Origin of the sequence: Stutzerimonas sp. R40042 (assembly GCF_026642215.1) — a bacterium.
Classification (GTDB): domain Bacteria; phylum Pseudomonadota; class Gammaproteobacteria; order Pseudomonadales; family Pseudomonadaceae; genus Stutzerimonas; species Stutzerimonas frequens.
Genome location: NZ_CP113258.1, coordinates 93,216 through 111,251, shown reverse-complemented (window position 1 = coordinate 111,251; position 18,036 = coordinate 93,216). Strand labels below are relative to the sequence as shown.

Below are 18,036 nucleotides of genomic sequence, written 5' to 3'. Positions count from 1 at the left end.
GCTGATCAAATGATGAGTATCAACCTTACGATCCGCCCGCACTCTACAAGCCGATTTCATTTTCGTAAGCCAACCGGATAAAGCAGCCAAGCCCGAACACTCTGTGCCAATATTATTTGGGGTATGAAAGATGGGATTTTTACCGGCAAAAAGCTAAGCGACTATATTAGCTCTGCTGGGGTAGATTATGTAGAGGCTCGTAGAATAATCAACGGTTCTGATCAGCAGCAACTTATAGCCGGCTACGCAAGAAAGTTTGAATCCATCCTAAGAAAAACGTCCTCGCCAAAGGAAATCTTCGCTCCATGAAACACGGACGGTTTTTAGCTCTACTTATCTCACTAACGCTGACCACTAGCGCACACGCAAGCGCTTACTCCATTTCATCCAACGATGACGGGGAGGCGGAAATCTATACGGCAGACATGGACGCGGGCACTCTGACGATCAAGCAGGGAACGGAAACGAAAACTATCACCGACATTGTTGGCTACGCAGGGCAGACAGCCAGAACGTTGGTGCGCTTCAATGGCGGACCCGCACTGACCTATGAGAGCTCTGGATCGAATACACATTTCGAAATCTTTTATGCCCTAAAAGTCAAAGATAATATCCCTCTTATCGACTGCATATACAGCAATATTCGCAACGGGCAGAATGGTGCCTCCATTCGAAAAGCTGTTTGCAACCTTAACAAAATACTATCGAGCAATTACCAGGATACAGCTTTCCGTTACACAGACGCCTGGATTGAGGAATCTAACAAAGTGTCCCTAAAATCTGTTATGGCCGAGCCTGCTGAAGTTGCTGTAACACCCCTCGGCAAGCTAGGCAATGTGCTTGTTGCGCTTCGCTACGACTCGATCGAAGATCTAATTTCTGCTACTCCGAAAACCATAGCGTCAGCAGCCGGGAAACTTATGTAGTGAACACCGGTAACGCTTATTTGGTGTATGACGTCGATGGAGTTACAGCATCAGCACTGGATGTGGAAACGGACCCTGCCGCACTCATTGAAGCGCCTGACAGCTACAGAGCTATTGCAAGCTATTAAGAAAAACTAAACTCTCTCACCGCCTGAGGCACCCCGCCCAATATGATGCTTAGAATTATACACGCCAGCATCTATACCATGATCGTGGCACTTACTGCTCCAGTTACAGCAGCAATGGAACGTCTACCACCATTTTTTTACTGCAAATCGGAATCCGATAGAACCCTAGAGCTATACAAACAGAACAATACGATCAGCTATAAATTTGGGCATCCGGGCCGCACACCCGACCTTGAATTAAATAGACTGATAGATGAGGTTTACATATCAATAGGTAACGCGACCGGCAGCGAACTGAGTAACTCTGTCACGTTCACCAATGGCGCCTATTCGTATACGGTTACATCCAGAATTAACAGAGTGGCTGATGTCCAAATACCCGAGCACGGCATATTAGTTAAGAAAAATTCTAACTACTTAACTTATATCCCATGCATTTCAGCCTCCGTGAAGGGAAGTTTGCTTGACATTGAATAACTGTCCGAGCACGCATTCACCCTTATCTGTCACCGCAAAAGCGGCGACATCTTATTGCCATCACCCCACAACCCTGCCATAAACGCGCATTCGCCATGACGCTACAAGGATGTACCGATGCGATTGCTGCGCCGAGCCCTGGGGGCTGTCTTGTTGTTGGCTGTGCTGGCCGCGGCCGTTGGGCTGTATTTCGTGGCCTACCCGAACCTTCCGGAGTACGAAGCGCCCGAAGCGCTGCATTATCTGGAGCAGTGGGACGCCACGCAGCGACAGACCTACTACTACACGCCGCAGGGCACTCAGGTTAAGGGGCTGGAGTACGACTGGTTCCGTGCGCTGGAACAGCCCTTCAGCCGGGACAAATTCGCCACGCCCGACTACCTTGCCCGCTTCGGCTTTCTGGTCGATCCCGCGCAACAAGCCACCGCGTTGAACCCCGGCAACCTGCCGGTCGGCTTTGCCCGCCACGAGGATGATGAGACCGGTCGCGCCTATCTGGATGTGACCTGCGCGGCCTGCCACACCGGCGAGTTGCGCTACGGGGGTCAGGCCATTCGTATCGACGGTGGCGCGGCGATGCATTCGCTGGCCTCCACCGTACCGACCCTGCGCGGTGGCGCCTTTGGCCAGGCGCTCGGCATGAGCATGGCCTTCACCTATTACAACCCGCTCAAGTTCCGTCGCTTCGCCGAGCAGGTGCTGGGCGAGCGTTACGAGCAGGACCGCGCGCAGCTGCGCCACGACTTCAAGCAGGTGCTCGACCGTCTGCTCGGCACCGCCTACAACGACTGGCGCCGAGGGCTCTACCCCACCGAAGAAGGCTTCGGCCGTACCGATGCGTTCGGCCGCATCGCCAACAGCGTGTTCGGCGATGCCATCGATCCGGCGAATTACCGCGTGGCCAACGCGCCGGTGAGCTACCCGCATCTGTGGGATATCTGGAAGTTCGACTGGGTGCAGTGGAACGGCTCGGCCATGCAGCCAATGGCACGCAATATCGGCGAGGCGCTGGGTGTTGGCGCCACGCTGCGGCTGCTGCACGAGAACGGCCAGCCCATCGCCGAAGCCGAGCGCTACGCATCGGGCGTTCGCGTACGCGACCTGCACAGGCTGGAAACCACGCTCATGCAGCTGGCCCCGCCTCGCTGGCCCGAAGACGTGCTGGGCGCGATCGATCTAGAGCAGGCCAGCCTCGGTCGCGCGCTGTACAAGGAAAACTGTGCGCATTGCCACGACGCCAGGCCCAAGCCGGTCGACAAGCGTTTCGCTGCCGAACGCGACCCCGAGTGGCGCATGAAGGTGATCCCCACCTCCTTCGTCGGTACCGATCCGACCACGGCCGACAATATCGCCGACCATCGCTTCGACCTGACCCGCCTGGGCTGGACCCAGGATGAGCTGGATCGTCTGGACGTCCAGCTGTATGGCGCGCCATCCGGCCCGCTCGATCTTGCCAGCCTGTCCAGCGCCAAGGGGCTGGCCTATATCACCGCCTACGTCGAGGAGCGCGCCTACCGTGACGCCGGCATCGGCGAGACCGAGCGTTCGGAATTCGACGGCTTCGGCCTGCCGATCGGCGTGCAGGAACTGCGCGGCTACAAGGCACGCCCGCTGGACGGCATCTGGGCGACTCCGCCCTTCCTGCATAACGGCTCGGTACCCACCCTGTTCCAGCTGCTGTCACCGGTGGCCGAACGGCAGAAGCGGTTCTGGGTCGGTAGCCGCGAATACGATCCGCAGCACCTGGGCATTCGCACCGAGCGCTTCGACGGCGGCTTTCTACTGAATACCGCGGTCACCGGCAACAGCAACCGCGGCCACGAATTCCGCGCCGGCTGCCGCGGCAATGGCGTGATCGGCCGGGCATTGGCGCCGCATGAGCGCTGGGCGCTGGTCGAGTACCTCAAGGTGCTCGGCGACCCCCGCTTCGAGCCGCGCCTCGAGGAACTGCCGGCGCGCGCCCACAACCCCGGCCCACGCTGCCCCTGACCCGTACAAGGATCTGCCACATGCTGACAAGACTCTGGCTCTGGATCGGCCGCCTGCTGGGCCGGCTGCTGCTTGCCGTCACTGCTATCGGCCTGGCCGGCTGGGCGATTGCCGCCGTGCACTTTCACCTCACCCATCGTGGCCCCGTCTCCAGCGAAGAGGTCATCGCGCCGACTGAAGCGGCCGACACCCAGGCGATCATCGCCGACGCCATCGCCGTGGTCGAACAGCACAGCGAGAACACCCGCGTGCTGCGCGACGCCCATGCCAAGGCCCACGGCTGCGTGCGCGCCGAAGTCAGCGTGCGCACCGACCTGGAGCCCACACTGCGCCAGGGCGTTTTCAGCGAGCCGGGCAAGACCTGGCAGGCCTGGGTGCGGCTGTCCAACGGCAACGCCTACCCGCAGTTCGATCGCATTCGGGACGCCCGCGGCATGGCAATCAAGCTACTCGACGTGCCAGGGGAAAAGCTCACGCGTGACCCGCGCCATGCCGGCGAGCAGGACTTCGTGATGTTCAACCACCCGGTGTTCTTCGTCCGTGACGTTGCCGAATACCGCAGCAACTTCGCCGCTCAGGCGCAGGGCAAGAAGGCGCTGGCGTTCTTCCCCAGCATTGATCCGCGCAGCTGGGAGCTGCGCCACCTGTTCATCGCGCTGCAGACCCTGGCGCCGGCACCGGAAAGCCCGGTCGCGACCACTTACAGCTCCGTGGCGCCATACAAGCTCGGCCCGCACAACATCAAGTACCGGGTCGTCCCGACGCCGGAAAACTGCCCGACCTACCAACTGCCCGAGCAGAACCGCGACCTGCCTAACTTCCTGCGCAGTGCGCTCTACCAGCAGCTGTCCCTCGACCGCGCACCCGCCTGCTTCGCCCTGCAGGTGCAGCGGCAGAACGCCGAGCACTACATGCCCATCGAGGACACCAGCATCGAGTGGGACGAAGCCATCGCGCCATTCGAGACGGTCGCCGACATCCGCCTGCCGCCGCAGGACTTCGACAGCCCCGAGCAGAACCTCGCCTGCGACAACCTCAGCTTCAACCCCTGGCATGCACTGCCGGAGCATCGCCCCATCGGCGGCATCAACCGGCTGCGCAAGGCGGTGTACGAGGCGATCAGCAGCTACCGGCTCGAGCGTAACGGCGCACTTTGACGCCGCCGTGGTGGTCCATGAATCAGCAGCCGACGCGCGCCGCCTGTTGCCGACCACGGGCCACCCGGTCCTGTCTTGCCGGGCGGAGCCCTGCTAGCATCAATCAGGACTCCATCGCCCGACATAGGCACCCGTTTGCAGAAGATGAGCGCCACCCTGTCCTCGTCTCCCGGTTCGGTGACCCTCGATCAAGGGGCTTCACCATTGCGGGCGCGCATCGTCGGTGACTGGACCCTCGCCCATTACGCAGCACTGCGTCGAGAGGTGCAGCGGCTCAACGCGCGGATCGACGAGCGCAGCCAGATCGAGCTGAGCGGGCTCGGTGCGCTGGATACGGCGGGCGCCGGCCTGCTGGTGGAGCTGCTCGGGGCCGAGCGGATCGCCGCCATCGAAGCCTGGGCGCCGCAGCTACCGGCCGAACGCCTGGCGCTGCTGCGCACCGTCGCCACCGCCCTAGATCAACCGGATGCCGCCGAGCCGCCGCACGGCTATGCCTTCGGCGACGTGCTGGCACATATCGGCGGCGCCGTCACGGCGCTGTGGAAGCAGCAGCGCGCGCTGCTCGGCTTCATTGGCCTGACCCTGCAGACGCTGCTGCTGACCCTGCCAAGACCTCGGCGCTGGCGACTGACCTCACTGGCCGTGCATATCGAGCAGACCGGGCTGGACGCGGTGCCGATCGTCGCACTGCTGACCTTTCTGGTCGGCGCGGTGGTGGCCTTTCTTGGCGCGACCGTGCTCGCCGACTTCGGCGCGACCATCTACACCGTCAACCTGGTGGGCTTTTCCTTTCTGCGCGAATTCGGCGTGCTGCTGGCGGCGATCCTGCTCGCCGGACGCAGCGCCAGCGCCTTCGCCGCGCAGATCGGCTCGATGAAATCCAACGAGGAGGTCGACGCCATCCGCACCCTCGGCCTGAGCCCGATCGAGCTGCTGGTGCTGCCGCGCGTGCTGGCGATGCTGATCACCCTGCCGATCCTGACCTTCGTCGGCATGCTCAGCGGCATCGCCGGCGGGCTGGTGGTCTGCGTGCTGGCGCTGGACATCTCGCCGACGATGTTCTTCACCATCATGGCGCGCGACATCGCCGTCAGCCATTTTCTGGTCGGGCTGGGCAAGGCGCCGATATTCGCCTTCGTCATCGCGGTGATTGGCTGCCTGGAAGGCTTCAAGGTCAGCGGCAGCGCGCAGTCGGTGGGCGAGCACACCACCTCCAGCGTGGTCCAGGCGATCTTCATGGTGATCCTGCTGGATGCCATCGCCGCGCTGTTCTTCATGGAGATGGGCTGGTGACGAGCAACGACGCGCTGATCCAGGTACGCGGACTGGTCAACCGCTTCGGCAGCCAGTCCGTGCACGACGGCCTCGACCTGGACATCCGCCGCGGCGAGATTCTCGGGGTGGTCGGCGGTTCGGGCACCGGCAAGTCGGTGCTACTGCGCAGCATCGTCGGCCTGCGCCGACCCAATGAAGGCAGCGTCAGCGTGTTCGGCGAAAACCTGCTGGAACTGTCGGCCGAGCGCCGCTCGCAGGTGGAACGACGTTTTGGCGTACTGTTTCAGCGCGGCGCGCTGTTCACCTCGCTGAATCTGCAGGAGAACGTCGCGCTGCCGCTGATCGAGCACGCCGGGCTCGAGCGCCGCGACGCCGAACACCTGGCGCGGCTGAAGCTGGCACTGGCTGGGCTCCCGGCGGATGCTGCCTGCAAGTACCCCGACGAGCTCTCCGGGGGCATGGTCAAGCGCGCCGCCCTGGCCCGCGCGCTGGCGCTGGACCCGGAGGTGCTGTTCCTCGACGAGCCCACCGCCGGCCTCGACCCCATCGGCGCGGCAGCCTTCGACCAGCTGATCCTGACCCTGCGCGACGCGCTGGGCCTCAGCGTGTTTCTGGTAACCCACGATCTGGATACGCTCTACACCATCTGCGACCGGGTGGCCGTGCTGTCACGCAAGCGCGTGCTGGTGGCCGATCGCCTGGAGGTGGTGGAAGCCACCGACGACGCCTGGATTCGTGACTACTTCCACGGCCCGCGCGGCCGGGCGGCGCATCAGGCCGCCGACTTGTTGGAGAGCTGAAATGGAAACCCGCGCCCACCACGTAATGATCGGCCTGTTCACCGTCCTGGCAGTCGGCGGCGCGCTGCTGTTCGCCCTCTGGCTGGGCAAGTCGAGCATGGACCGCGAATACAACTATTACGAGATCAGCTTCAATCGCGCGGTCAGCGGGCTGTCCAACGGCAGTTCGGTGGAGTACAGCGGCATCAAGGTTGGAGATGTCGAGGCGCTGTGGCTGGAGCCGGACGATCCGCGCAAGGTGCGCGCGCGCATCCGCGTGTATGCCGGCACGCCGATCAAGCAGGACACCCGAGCGCGTCTGGCGCTGGCCAACATCACCGGCAGCATGATCATCCAGCTGCACAGCGGCACGCCGCAGAGCCCGCCTCTGGAAGGCAAGCGTGGCGAGCCGCCACTGATCATCGCCGACCCCTCGCCGCTGAGCGCGCTCTTGGAGAACGGCGAAGACCTGATGACCAACATCAACAATCTGCTGCGTAGCGCCAACCTGATGCTCTCCGAGGACAACGCCGAGCGCATCGGCCGCACCCTGGCCAATCTCGAACAGGCCACCAGCGTGCTGGCCGAACAGCGTGGCGATCTCAGCGAAGCGCTGACCCAGCTCAGCCAACTGGGCCAACAGACCAACACCGCGCTGGCGGAGATCACCCGGCTGACGCAGAACGCCAATGGCCTGATCGATGACGAAGGGCGCCAGCTGCTGAGCAGCGCCGGCGAATCCATGGCCGCGCTGGAGCGCGCCACGTCGCGCCTGGACGAGCTGCTGTCGAGCAACCAGGGCGCATTGAACAACGGCCTGCAGGGCTTCAGCGACCTGGGCCCGGCGATCAACGAGCTGCGCGGCACCCTCGGAGCCCTGCGCCGCGTCACCCAGCGCCTCGAAGACAATCCCAGCGGCTTCCTGCTCGGCCGCGAGAAGATCCAGGAGTTCACCCCATGAGCCGCCTTGCGCTGTTCCGCCCCCTTGCCCTCGCAAGCCTGCTCGGTACGCTCGCGGCCTGCACCCTGCTGCCCGATGCCGAACCGATCCGCGTGTACCTGCTGCCCACCGCCGAGTCGCCGGCGGTCCCGCAAGGCGAGCGACTGCAGCAGGCACTGCGCATCCACACCCCGCATGCCAGCCGCATCCTTGCCGGACCGCGCATCGCCGTGGTGCCGGATGGCAACCAGATCAGCAGCTACCAGGGCGCGCGCTGGAGCGATGCCGCGCCGACCCTGCTGCGCGACCGGCTGATCGAACAGTTCCGCCAGAGCGGACCGGTGGCGGTGAGCAACGAGAACAGCAACCTGTTCGCCGAGCTGGAGCTGTTCAGCGAACTGCGCGCGTTCCAGAGCGAGTACGTCGATGGCCAGCCGCAGGTGCTGGTCAGGCTGGATGCTCAGCTGGCGACGGCACCGGAGCAGCGCATCCTTGCCAGCCGCCGCTTCGAGGTCCGCCAGCCCAGCGCCAGCCCGCAGCTGGAAAGCGTGGTGGCAGCCTTCGGCGAGGCCAGCGACGAGCTGAGCCGCCAGCTGCAACGCTGGACAATTGAGGTAGCAAAAAGCCATTCCGCGCAGTGAAGTCCGGCGAAACGGTCATATAAACGCGTTAAACAGCAGTTTTATTGACTCAGGCTAAGCGCGGCCCGCCGGGGCATCGCTTAGCATGCAGACCAGTGCTTCACGATAAGGAACGCCCATGAAAGCGCCAGCCCAGAAAAAACTTCGCCGGGTGCTGTTCGCGCTCGCCGCGCTGGTCGTCGTCGGCCTGCTGGTATGGTCGGAACTGCGTCCCGACGGCCTGGGCGACGGCTTCGCCAGCGGCAATGGGCGCATCGAGGCCACCGAGATCGACGTTGCAACCAAGCTCGGTGGGCGCATCCGCGAGATTAGCGTCGACGAAGGCGACTTCGTCCAGCCCGGCCAGGTCATCGCACGGATGGACACCGAGGTACTGGAGGCCCAGCTCAACCAGGCCCGTGCCCAGGTGCGCCAAGCGGAAAATGCCATCCTCACCGCCCAGGCGCTGGTCACCCAGCGCGAGAGCGAGAAGGCCACCGCCGAGGCCGTGGTGCTGCAGCGCCGTGCCGAGCTGACCGCCGCGCAGAAGCGCCACCAACGCACCAAGACGCTGGTCGACCGCAACGCCATGCCGCGCCAGCAGCTGGACGACGATCTCGCCGCCATGCAGAGCGCTCAGGCCGCGCTGGCTGCCTCCCGCGCCCAGGTATTGTCCGCCGACGCCGGTATCGCCGCCGCCAGGTCGCAGGTGATCGAGGCACAGTCGGCGCTGGAGGCAGCACAGTCCAGCGTCGTGCGACTTCAGGCGGACATCAGCGACAGCGAGCTGAAGACCGACCGCGTGGCCCGCGTGCAGTACCGTGTCGCGCAGCCGGGTGAGGTGCTCGGCGCCGGCGGCAAGCTGCTCAATCTGGTCGACCTGGCCGACGTCTACATGACCTTCTTCCTGCCCGAGCGCCAGGCCGGCCGTGTCGCCATGGGTTCGGAGGCACGGCTGGTGATCGATGCCGCACCGCAGTACGTGATTCCGGCCAAGATCACCTACGTCGCCAGCGTCGCGCAGTTCACGCCGAAGACGGTGGAAACCGAAAGCGAGCGCGAGAAGCTGATGTTCCGGGTCAAGGCGCGGATCGACCCCGAGCTGCTGAAGAAGCACATGGAACAGGTCAAGACCGGTCTGCCGGGCGTCGCCTACCTCAAGCTGGACGCCGACGCCGAATGGCCGGCGCACCTGCAGATCAATGTCGGCCAATGAACCAGTCCCCTGCCCCGGTCGCCGAGATCAGCGGCGTCAGCCTGCAGTACGGCAAGACCTGCGCGCTGGATGACCTCAGCCTGAGCCTGCCGGCACGCTGCATGGTTGGCCTGATCGGCCCGGACGGCGTCGGCAAGTCCAGCCTGCTGGCGCTGATCGCCGGTGCGCGCAAGCTGCAGCAGGGCCGCGTGCAGGTGCTCGACGGCGACATGAACGATGCCGGCCACCGCCGCGCGGTCTGCCCGCGCATCGCCTACATGCCCCAGGGGCTGGGCAAGAACCTCTACCCGACGCTGACGGTATTCGAGAATCTCGAGTTCTTCGGCCGGCTGTTCGGTCAGGACGCCGAAGAGCGCCACTGGCGCATCGCCGAGCTGACCCGCAGCACCGGCCTGGCGCCCTTTGTCGAGCGCCCGGCGGGCAAGCTCTCCGGCGGCATGAAGCAGAAGCTCGGCCTCTGCTGCGCGCTGATCCACGACCCCGACCTGCTGATCCTCGACGAACCCACCACCGGCGTCGACCCGCTGTCGCGTGCGCAGTTCTGGGAGCTGATCGAGCGCATCCGTGGCGAGCGCCCGCAGATGAGCGTGCTGGTGGCCACCGCCTACATGGACGAGGCGCAGCGCTTCGACCATCTGGTGGCGATGGACGCCGGCCAGGTGCTGGCCACCGGCACGCCGGCCGAACTCCTCGCGCGCACCGGCAGCGACACCCTGGAGCAGGCCTTCATCCGCCTGCTGCCGGAAGCCAAGCGCAGCCAGCACCGCGAGCTGATCATCCCGCCGCAGCCGCCGAGCGACAGCATCGCCATCGAGGCCCACGGGCTGACCATGCGCTTCGGCGATTTCGTTGCGGTGGACCGGGTCAATTTCCGCATCGCCCGCGGCGAAATCTTTGGTTTTCTCGGCTCCAACGGCTGCGGCAAGACCACCACCATGAAGATGCTCACCGGCCTATTGCCTGCCAGCGAGGGCGAGGCGCTGCTGTTTGGCAAGCCGGTGGACCCGCACGACATGCAGACCCGCCAGCGCGTCGGCTACATGTCCCAGGCCTTCTCGCTGTACAGCGAGCTGAGCGTGCGGCAGAACCTCGACCTGCACGCGCGGCTGTTCCACCTGCCGGCCGAACGGCGCGACGCGCGGGTGCAGGAGATGCTCGATCGCTTCGACCTCAGCAGCGATGCCGAGAGCCTGCCCAGCAGCCTGCCGCTGGGCGTGCGCCAGCGCCTGTCGCTGGCAGTGGCGGTGATCCACAACCCGGAGATCCTGATCCTCGACGAACCCACCTCGGGCGTCGACCCGATCGCCCGAGACGGCTTCTGGGAACTCCTGGTGCAGCTGTCGCGCGAGGACGGCGTGACCATCTTCATCTCCACCCACTTCATGAACGAGGCGCTGCGCTGCGACCGCATCTCGCTGATGCACGCCGGGCGAGTGCTCGACAGCGACACGCCGCAGGCGCTGATGGCCAAGCGCGGGCTGCCGACGCTGGAACAGACCTTTATCGCCTATCTGGAGGAAGCCGCCGCGGCCAATGCCGCCGAGCAGCCGGCCGCCGCGACGCCGGCCAGCACGCGCGGTCCGCTCGAGGCATCCGGCGACAGCAGCCGTCAGGCCCGCTTCAGCCTGCGTCGTCTGCTCAGCTACACCCGCCGCGAGGCCATGGAGCTGCGCCGCGACCCGATCCGCGCGACGCTGGCAATGCTCGGCAGCGTGCTGCTGATGTTCATCATGGGTTACGGGGTCAGCTTCGACGTGGAGAACCTGACCTACGCCGTGCTCGACCGCGACCAGACCACCACCAGCCAGCACTACCTGCTGAACATGGCCGGCTCGCGCTACTTCATCGAGAAGGCGCCACTGGCCAACCATGCCGAGCTCGATCAGCGCATGCGCAGCGGTGACATCAGCCTGGCGGTGGAGATTCCGCCGAACTTCGGCCGCGACCTCAAGCGCGGCGCCATACCGCAGGTGGCCTTCTGGATCGATGGCGCCATGCCCATGCGCGCCGACACCATCAAGGGCTATGTGCAGGGCATCCATCTGAACTACCTGCAGCAGCTGGCCCGCGAGGCCGGCGTCGACGGCCAGCTCACGCCAGCGGACGTCGCCATCCGCTACCGCTACAACCCGGACGTGCAGAGCCTGCCGGCCATGGCCCCGGCGATGATCCCGCTGCTCCTGATGATGATCCCGGCGATGCTCACCGCCCTCGGCGTGGTGCGCGAAAAGGAACTGGGCTCGATCACCAACTTCTACGTCACCCCGACCACCCGCCTGGAATTCCTGCTCGGCAAGCAGCTGCCCTACATCGCGCTGGGCATGTTCAACTTCGCCACCCTGGCGCTGCTGGCGGTGTTCGTCTTCGGTATTCCGATCAAGGGCAGCATCCTCACCCTCTGCCTCGGCGCGCTGCTCTACGTGGCCTGCGCCACCGGCCTGGGCCTGCTGATGTCGGCGATTTTCAACAGCCAGATCGCGGCAATCTTCGGCACCACCATCGTCACCCTGCTGCCGGCGATCCAGTTCTCCGGGCTGATTCACCCGGTCTCGGCGATGGAGGGTGCCGGCGCCTTCGTCGGCAAGCTCTACCCCACCAGCCACTTCCTGATCATCAGCCGCGGGGTGTTCTCCAAGGCCCTCGGAATGGCCGAGTTGTACCCCTATTTCATTCCCATGCTGCTGGCCATTCCGCTGCTGACCCTGCTCAGCGTCGCCGGCCTGCGCAAGCAGGAGAAATGACATGGGTGGCCTGCGACGCAAGCTCGGCAACATCTTCGAGCTCGGCCTCAAGGAGCTGCGCAGCCTCTACCGCGACCCGGCGATGCTGGTGCTGATCATCTATTCGTTCACCGTGGCGATCTACGAAGGCGCCACGGCGATCCCCGAGGCGCCGCACCGCGCCAGCATCGCAGTGGTCGACGAGGACCGCTCGCAGGCGTCGCTGCGCATCATCAACGCCTTTCAGCTGCCCTACTTCATCGAGCCGAAGGCCATCAGCCATCAGGAGATGGACAGCGGCATGGACGACGGCCTCTACACCTTTACCCTGAACATCCCGCCACGTTTCCAGCAGGACCTGCTTGCCGGCCGCCAGCCGACCATCCAGCTCAACGTCGATGCCACCCAGGTCAGCCAGGCGTTCACCGGCGCCGGGCACATCCAGCAGATCATCGCCAGCGAGACCGCCGAATTCGTCCGCCGCTACCGCAGCGAAGACGCGTTGCCGGTCGAAGCGGTGGTACGCACCGCGTTCAACCCCAACCTCAGCCGCGCCTGGTTCGGCGCGGTGAATGAGGTGATCAACCAGATCACCATGCTGGCGATCATCCTCACCGGCGCGGCGCTGATCCGCGAGCGCGAGCACGGCACCATCGAGCACCTGCTGGTGATGCCGGTAACACCGTTCGAGATCATGGTCGGCAAGGTCTGGGCGATGGGTCTGGTGGTGCTGGCGGCAGCGGCGTTCGCCCTGCGCTTCGTCGTCGAGGGCTGGCTCGATATCCCGATCCAGGGCTCGCTGTGGCTGTTCGCCGGCGGTGCGGCGCTGCACCTGTTCGCCGCCACCTCGATGGGCATCTTCTTCGGCACGGTGGCGCGCTCCATGCCGCAGCTGGGCCTGCTGGTGATCCTCACGCTGATCCCGCTGCAGATCCTCTCCGGCGGGGTGACGCCGCGCGAGAGCATGCCGGAGTTGGTGCAAAGCATCATGCTGGTGGCGCCGACCACGCATTTCGTCGAACTGGCTCAGGCGATCCTGTTCCGCAATGCCGGCACGGCCATCGTCTGGCCGCAGCTACTGGCGCTGATGGTGATCGGCACGGTGTTCTTCATCGGTGCGCTGGCGCGCTTGCGCAAGTCGCTGCGCTAGCCCGATCGGCCCTGCACGACCCGGTTGCGACCGCCGCGCTTGGCGCGGAACAGCGCCAGGTCGGCTTCGCTTAGCATGGCATCCAGGGTGCTGGAACCGTCCCGGCAAGCGCTGACGCCGAAGCTCGCGGTACAACGAACCGTGCGCTCGCCATCAGCCACGGCCACCGCCGCGATCGCCAGGCGCAGACGCTCGGCGATCGCCAGCCCCTGGTCCCGCTCGGTATCGGCGAGGATCAGCGCGAACTCCTCGCCGCCCAGGCGACCCAGCACATCCGCCGGACGCACCAGAGGACGCAACGCCGCGGCAATGGCTCGCAGCAGCTGATCGCCCGCAGCATGCCCGCAGGTGTCGTTGACCTGCTTGAAGTGATCGATATCGAACATGACCACCGCCATCGGCCGCGGCCGACGGTTGTGTACAAAGGCCCGCTCGCCCAGTTCGAAGAATGCCCGGCGATTGTTCAGGCCGGTCAATTCGTCGGTGCGCGCCAGGGTTTCGGCGCGCGACACCGCGAGGTGCAGCTGCTGCTCCATGCGCTTGCGCTCGGTAATGTCGGTGGCGATTTCCAGGCGGACCAAACGACCGTCAGTCCAGGGGATCGCCTGGTCCCGGCACTGGTACCACCGGCCATTGGCCGTGTTCTGGAATTCCCACACATGCACACCAGCAGGTCGCCCGTCGGGGTCGACCAGCTGTGCGTTGCTGCAGAACCGGCAGGGACCCTGCTGCTCCGCCTGCAGCAGCTGCCAGCAGGCCTTGCCCTGGTACTGACCCCAGATGGCGCGCCCGTACTCGTTGAGATACAGCAGCTCGTAGGTCTGCATGTCGGCCACGTAGACCAGCGCATCGAGCCGGTCGAGGATACTGGCGATACCGCCAATCGGCTGGTCGGCTGCGTTCGCATCGATGCCTGCACCTGGCACAGGGTTAGGGGGCATGGGGGGACTCTCCTCTGCACAGCGGTACGGCATCAATACCTTGCGCGCCGATCGCACGCGCACACAAGCCGCCCCTCGCGGCCTGCCCGATCCTCAACCCGGCGCCCTGGCGCGCCGGCTGCCGGGCATCGTGCCAGTACCCTATGATGCACGCGGATAACCAAACGGTCACCCGGCGCCCCACCATACCCGGGAATTTTTGCATCGACGGCCGGTCTATCGTGCCGACATGCTAAGAGCCTGACGCTCGACAGCGCGCCAAGGAAGCCCCATCACTATGCGCATTCTCGTTACTGGCGGTGCCGGATTCATCGGTTCCGCACTGATCCGTCACCTCATTCTCGATACCGAGCACAGCGTGCTCAACCTGGACAAACTGACCTATGCCGGCAACCTCGAGTCGCTGGCCAGCGTGGACGACAACCCGCGCTATCAGTTCCTCCAGGCCGACATCGCCGATCGTGAGCGGGTCAGCGAGGCGCTGCTGGAGTTCCAGCCGGACGCCATCATGCATCTGGCCGCCGAGTCCCACGTCGACCGCTCCATCGATGGCCCGGCCGAGTTCATCCAGACCAACATCGTTGGCACCTATCAGCTGCTGGAGGCCGCCCGCGCCTACTGGCAGAGCCTGCCGGCCGAGCGCCGTGCGGCGTTCCGTTTCCACCACATCTCCACCGACGAGGTCTACGGCGACCTGCACGGCGTCGCCGACCTGTTCACCGAGACCACGCCCTACGCGCCCAGCTCGCCTTATTCGGCCAGCAAGGCCTCGTCGGACCATCTGGTTCGCGCCTGGCAGCGTACCTACGGCCTGCCGGTGCTGATCACCAACTGCTCGAACAACTACGGGCCGTTCCACTTTCCCGAGAAGCTGATCCCGCTGGTGATCCTCAATGCGCTGGATGGCAAGCCGCTGCCGGTCTACGGCGACGGCTCGCAGATCCGCGACTGGCTGTTCGTCGAGGATCACGCCCGCGCGTTGTTCAAGGTGGTCAGCGAAGGTGTGGTCGGCGAGACCTACAACATCGGCGGCCACAACGAGCAGAAGAACATCGAGGTGGTGCGCGGCATCTGCGCGCTGCTGGAGGAGCTGGCGCCGAACAAGCCCGCCGGCCTGGCCCGTTATGAAGACCTGATCACCTTCGTCAAGGATCGCCCGGGCCACGACCTGCGCTACGCCATCGACGCCAGCAAGATCGAGCGCGAGCTCGGCTGGGTGCCGCAGGAAACCTTCCAGAGCGGCCTGCGCAAGACCGTGCAGTGGTACCTGAACAACCTCGAATGGTGCCGTCGCGTCCAGGACGGCAGCTATCAACGCGAGCGCCTCGGCGCCCTGGAGAACGCATGAAAGGAATCATCCTCGCCGGAGGCTCCGGCACTCGTCTGCATCCCATCACCCTTGGCGTATCCAAGCAGCTGCTGCCGATCTACGACAAGCCGATGGCCTACTACCCGATCTCGGTGCTGATGCTTGCCGGCATCCGCGACATCCTGGTCATTTCCACGCCGCAGGATCTGCCGCAGTACCAGAACCTGCTGGGCGACGGCAGCCAGTTCGGCGTCAATTTCAGCTATGCCGAGCAGCCTTCGCCGGACGGCCTGGCGCAGGCCTTCCTGATCGGTGAAGAATTCATCGGCGATGATTCGGTGTGCCTGATCCTCGGCGACAACATCTTCCACGGCCAGCACTTCACCGAGAAGCTGCAACGCGCCGCGCGTCAGGAGAAGGGCGCCACGGTGTTCGGCTACTGGGTCAAGGACCCGGAGCGCTTCGGCGTGATCGACTTCGACGCGGACGGCAAGGCGCTGTCCATCGAGGAGAAGCCGAAAAAGCCCAAGTCCAGCTACGCAGTGACCGGCCTGTACTTCTACGACAACGACGTGATCGAGATCGCCAAGTCGATCAAGCCCTCGCCGCGCGGCGAGCTGGAGATCACCGACGTCAACATGGCCTACCTCGAGCGCGGCGACCTCAATGTCGAGCGCTTCGGCCGCGGCTTCGCCTGGCTCGACACCGGTACCCACGACAGCCTGCTGGAAGCCTCGCAGTACGTGCAGACCATCGAGCACCGCCAGGGCCTGAAGGTGGCCTGCCTGGAGGAAATCGCCTATCAGAACAAGTGGATCGACCGCGAGCAGCTGCTGCGTCGCGCCGATGCGCTGGGCAAGACCGGCTACGGCCAGTACCTGTTCAAGCTGGCGGGTGAAGACGCATGAAGGTCGTCGAAACCAGCATTCCCGACGTACTGATCATCGAGCCCAAGGTCTTCGGCGACGAACGCGGTTTCTTCTACGAAAGCTTCAACGCGGCCGCTTTCGAGGCGGCCACGGGGCTCAAGCGCCAGTTCGTCCAGGACAACCACTCCAAGTCCCAGCGCGGCGTGCTGCGCGGGCTGCACTACCAGATCCAGCAGCCGCAGGGAAAACTGGTGCGGGTGGTGGCCGGCGAGGTGTTTGATGTCGCCGTCGACCTGCGCAAGAGTTCGCCGAGCTTCGGCCGCTGGTTCGGCACCCACCTGAGCGCGCAGAACCAGCGGCAACTGTGGATTCCCGAAGGCTTCGCACACGGCTTCGTGGTGCTCAGCGAGAGCGCTGAATTCCTCTACAAGACCACCGACTACTATGCGCCGGAGCACGAGCGCAGCCTGCTGTGGAACGACCCGGCGCTCGGCATTCAATGGCCGATCGACGAGGCGCCACAATTGTCCGCCAAGGACCAGGCCGGCAAGCTGCTACGCGATGCGGAGCTGTTTCCATGAAAATCCTGATCACCGGCAGCACGGGGCAGCTCGCCCGCGAATTGCAAGTGGAACTGGCAGGCACCGGCAAGCTGCTCGCCCTCGGGCACAAAGCACTGGATCTCGCCGTACCCGAACAGATTCGTGAGCAGGTGCGCCTGTTGCGGCCGGACCTGATCATCAACGCGGCGGCCTATACCGCCGTTGACCCCGCGGAAAGCCACCGCGAGCAGGCCTTCGCGGTCAACGCCCGCGGCCCGCAGGTGCTCGCTGAAGAAGCCGCGCGGCTCGGTGTGCCGCTGATCCATTACTCCACCGACTACGTGTTCGACGGGCGCAAGGCCGAACCCTACGATGAAACCGACCTGCCACAGCCGCTCAATGTCTATGGCGCCAGCAAGCTGGCCGGCGAACAGGCGATCCAGGCCGTCGGCGGCGAACACCTGATCCTGCGCACCAGCTGGGTCTACTCCCTGCATGGCAAGAATTTCCTGCTGACCATGCAGCGCCTGCTGCAGGAGCGCGATGCGCTGTCGGTGGTCAGCGACGAGATCGGCGCGCCGACCTGGGCCGCGACCATCGCCCGCGTCACCGCCGAGCTGGTGCGCAAGCGCAACGCCGGGCAGGCCGGGCCGAGCGGGTTGTATCACCTCAGCGCCAGCGGCGAGGCCTCCTGGTACGGCTTCGCCTGCAGCATCGCCGAGCGGTTGCGGCAAGAGGGACGCCTGCGTGCCGAGATCACCCCGATCCTGTCCAGGAACTACCCGACCGCGGCACAGCGTCCGCTTAATTCGCGGCTCAACTGTGCGCGGCTGCGGCAGGATTGGGGAGTCACCCTCCCCGACTGGGAAACCGCTCTGCACGAGTGCCTCAACCGGGCCCGCGGCTTCGACAGCGAAGAGGCCCCGCAGCCCGTCGCCGCGGGGCGCTGATCCAGCGGGTCACCGCGCCGCTTGGCCACGCCGCAGTCAGGCGTTTTT

At 64.8% G+C, this 18,036-nt stretch carries 15 protein-coding genes; 14 read left to right on the top strand and 1 reads right to left on the bottom strand.

What is annotated here, in order from left to right; genetic code table 11:
* The first annotated feature begins 305 nt into the window (after window positions 1–305).
* The 10 genes from OUY36_RS00480 to OUY36_RS00435 all read left to right on the top strand — a co-directional run bounded on the left by OUY36_RS00480 (window position 306) and on the right by OUY36_RS00435 (window position 13,377).
* Window positions 306–926 (top strand): hypothetical protein, encoded by a 621-nt coding sequence (locus OUY36_RS00480; RefSeq protein ID WP_267936204.1) that lies wholly within the window; start codon window positions 306–308, stop codon window positions 924–926.
* 722 nt (window positions 927–1,648) lie between these two features.
* On the top strand, window positions 1,649–3,520 hold the full coding sequence (locus OUY36_RS00475) for a di-heme-cytochrome C peroxidase (RefSeq protein ID WP_267936203.1): 1,872 nt from the start codon (window positions 1,649–1,651) through the stop codon (window positions 3,518–3,520).
* A gap of 20 nt (window positions 3,521–3,540) precedes the next feature.
* On the top strand, window positions 3,541–4,677 hold the full coding sequence (locus OUY36_RS00470) for a catalase family protein (RefSeq protein WP_267936202.1): 1,137 nt from the start codon (window positions 3,541–3,543) through the stop codon (window positions 4,675–4,677).
* Window positions 4,678–4,821: 144 nt separating this feature from the next.
* Window positions 4,822–5,970, top strand: coding sequence for an ABC transporter permease (locus tag OUY36_RS00465; protein WP_267936201.1), 1,149 nt, complete (start codon window positions 4,822–4,824; stop codon window positions 5,968–5,970).
* On the top strand, window positions 5,967–6,752 hold the full coding sequence (locus tag OUY36_RS00460) for an ABC transporter ATP-binding protein (RefSeq protein ID WP_267936199.1): 786 nt from the start codon (window positions 5,967–5,969) through the stop codon (window positions 6,750–6,752). Before OUY36_RS00465 ends, OUY36_RS00460 begins: the two co-directional genes overlap by 4 nt.
* Window position 6,753: 1 nt before the next feature.
* On the top strand, window positions 6,754–7,692 hold the full coding sequence (locus OUY36_RS00455; protein ID WP_063540337.1) for an MlaD family protein: 939 nt from the start codon (window positions 6,754–6,756) through the stop codon (window positions 7,690–7,692).
* Window positions 7,689–8,312: an ABC-type transport auxiliary lipoprotein family protein gene (locus tag OUY36_RS00450; protein ID WP_267936198.1), complete on the top strand. Its 624-nt coding sequence runs from the start codon at window positions 7,689–7,691 to the stop codon at window positions 8,310–8,312. The genes OUY36_RS00455 and OUY36_RS00450 overlap by 4 nt, the downstream gene beginning before the upstream one ends.
* Window positions 8,313–8,430: 118 nt before the next feature.
* A complete protein-coding gene (locus OUY36_RS00445; protein ID WP_156245632.1) occupies window positions 8,431–9,507 on the top strand; it encodes an HlyD family secretion protein in 1,077 nt (358 codons plus the stop codon).
* Window positions 9,504–12,248 (top strand): ribosome-associated ATPase/putative transporter RbbA, encoded by a 2,745-nt coding sequence (gene rbbA / locus OUY36_RS00440; RefSeq protein ID WP_267936197.1) that lies wholly within the window; start codon window positions 9,504–9,506, stop codon window positions 12,246–12,248. Before OUY36_RS00445 ends, rbbA begins: the two co-directional genes overlap by 4 nt.
* A gap of 1 nt (window position 12,249) precedes the next feature.
* Window positions 12,250–13,377 (top strand): ABC transporter permease, encoded by a 1,128-nt coding sequence (locus OUY36_RS00435; RefSeq protein WP_267936196.1) that lies wholly within the window; start codon window positions 12,250–12,252, stop codon window positions 13,375–13,377.
* Here the strand turns inward: OUY36_RS00435 and OUY36_RS00430 are convergent.
* Window positions 13,374–14,318: a sensor domain-containing diguanylate cyclase gene (locus OUY36_RS00430; RefSeq protein WP_081253729.1), complete on the bottom strand. Its 945-nt coding sequence runs from the start codon at window positions 14,316–14,318 to the stop codon at window positions 13,374–13,376. The two genes, OUY36_RS00435 and OUY36_RS00430, sit on opposite strands and share 4 nt — an antisense overlap.
* A 277-nt stretch (window positions 14,319–14,595) precedes the next feature.
* Here OUY36_RS00430 and rfbB point away from each other — a divergent pair, with 277 nt between their 5' ends.
* From rfbB to rfbD, 4 genes are read left to right on the top strand one after another with little or no spacing between them, the layout of a single operon-like run.
* Complete coding sequence (rfbB, locus tag OUY36_RS00425) at window positions 14,596–15,666, top strand: dTDP-glucose 4,6-dehydratase (protein ID WP_267936195.1); 1,071 nt, start codon at window positions 14,596–14,598, stop codon at window positions 15,664–15,666.
* Complete coding sequence (gene rfbA / locus OUY36_RS00420) at window positions 15,663–16,535, top strand: glucose-1-phosphate thymidylyltransferase RfbA (protein ID WP_063540331.1); 873 nt, start codon at window positions 15,663–15,665, stop codon at window positions 16,533–16,535. The genes rfbB and rfbA overlap by 4 nt, the downstream gene beginning before the upstream one ends.
* The gene (gene rfbC / locus OUY36_RS00415) at window positions 16,532–17,077 is read left to right on the top strand and encodes a dTDP-4-dehydrorhamnose 3,5-epimerase (protein WP_063540330.1); all 546 of its coding nucleotides are present in this window, start codon (window positions 16,532–16,534) and stop codon (window positions 17,075–17,077) included. Before rfbA ends, rfbC begins: the two co-directional genes overlap by 4 nt.
* Window positions 17,074–17,988: a dTDP-4-dehydrorhamnose reductase gene (gene rfbD, locus OUY36_RS00410; protein ID WP_267936193.1), complete on the top strand. Its 915-nt coding sequence runs from the start codon at window positions 17,074–17,076 to the stop codon at window positions 17,986–17,988. Before rfbC ends, rfbD begins: the two co-directional genes overlap by 4 nt.
* The last annotated feature ends 48 nt before the right edge of the window (window positions 17,989–18,036 follow it).

What these genes read in the sequence shown, in the direction of transcription:
- OUY36_RS00480 (WP_267936204.1), top strand. Translation starts at nt 306, where the DNA reads ATGAAACACGGACGGTTTTTAGCTCTACTTATCTCACTAACGCTGACC.
- OUY36_RS00475 (WP_267936203.1), top strand. Translation starts at nt 1,649, where the DNA reads ATGCGATTGCTGCGCCGAGCCCTGGGGGCTGTCTTGTTGTTGGCTGTG.
- OUY36_RS00470 (WP_267936202.1), top strand. Translation starts at nt 3,541, where the DNA reads ATGCTGACAAGACTCTGGCTCTGGATCGGCCGCCTGCTGGGCCGGCTG.
- OUY36_RS00465 (WP_267936201.1), top strand. Translation starts at nt 4,822, where the DNA reads ATGAGCGCCACCCTGTCCTCGTCTCCCGGTTCGGTGACCCTCGATCAA.
- OUY36_RS00455 (WP_063540337.1), top strand. Translation starts at nt 6,754, where the DNA reads ATGGAAACCCGCGCCCACCACGTAATGATCGGCCTGTTCACCGTCCTG.
- OUY36_RS00450 (WP_267936198.1), top strand. Translation starts at nt 7,689, where the DNA reads ATGAGCCGCCTTGCGCTGTTCCGCCCCCTTGCCCTCGCAAGCCTGCTC.
- OUY36_RS00445 (WP_156245632.1), top strand. Translation starts at nt 8,431, where the DNA reads ATGAAAGCGCCAGCCCAGAAAAAACTTCGCCGGGTGCTGTTCGCGCTC.
- rbbA (WP_267936197.1), top strand. Translation starts at nt 9,504, where the DNA reads ATGAACCAGTCCCCTGCCCCGGTCGCCGAGATCAGCGGCGTCAGCCTG.
- OUY36_RS00435 (WP_267936196.1), top strand. Translation starts at nt 12,250, where the DNA reads ATGGGTGGCCTGCGACGCAAGCTCGGCAACATCTTCGAGCTCGGCCTC.
- OUY36_RS00430 (WP_081253729.1), bottom strand. Translation starts at nt 14,318, where the DNA reads ATGCCCCCTAACCCTGTGCCAGGTGCAGGCATCGATGCGAACGCAGCC.
- rfbB (WP_267936195.1), top strand. Translation starts at nt 14,596, where the DNA reads ATGCGCATTCTCGTTACTGGCGGTGCCGGATTCATCGGTTCCGCACTG.
- rfbA (WP_063540331.1), top strand. Translation starts at nt 15,663, where the DNA reads ATGAAAGGAATCATCCTCGCCGGAGGCTCCGGCACTCGTCTGCATCCC.
- rfbC (WP_063540330.1), top strand. Translation starts at nt 16,532, where the DNA reads ATGAAGGTCGTCGAAACCAGCATTCCCGACGTACTGATCATCGAGCCC.
- rfbD (WP_267936193.1), top strand. Translation starts at nt 17,074, where the DNA reads ATGAAAATCCTGATCACCGGCAGCACGGGGCAGCTCGCCCGCGAATTG.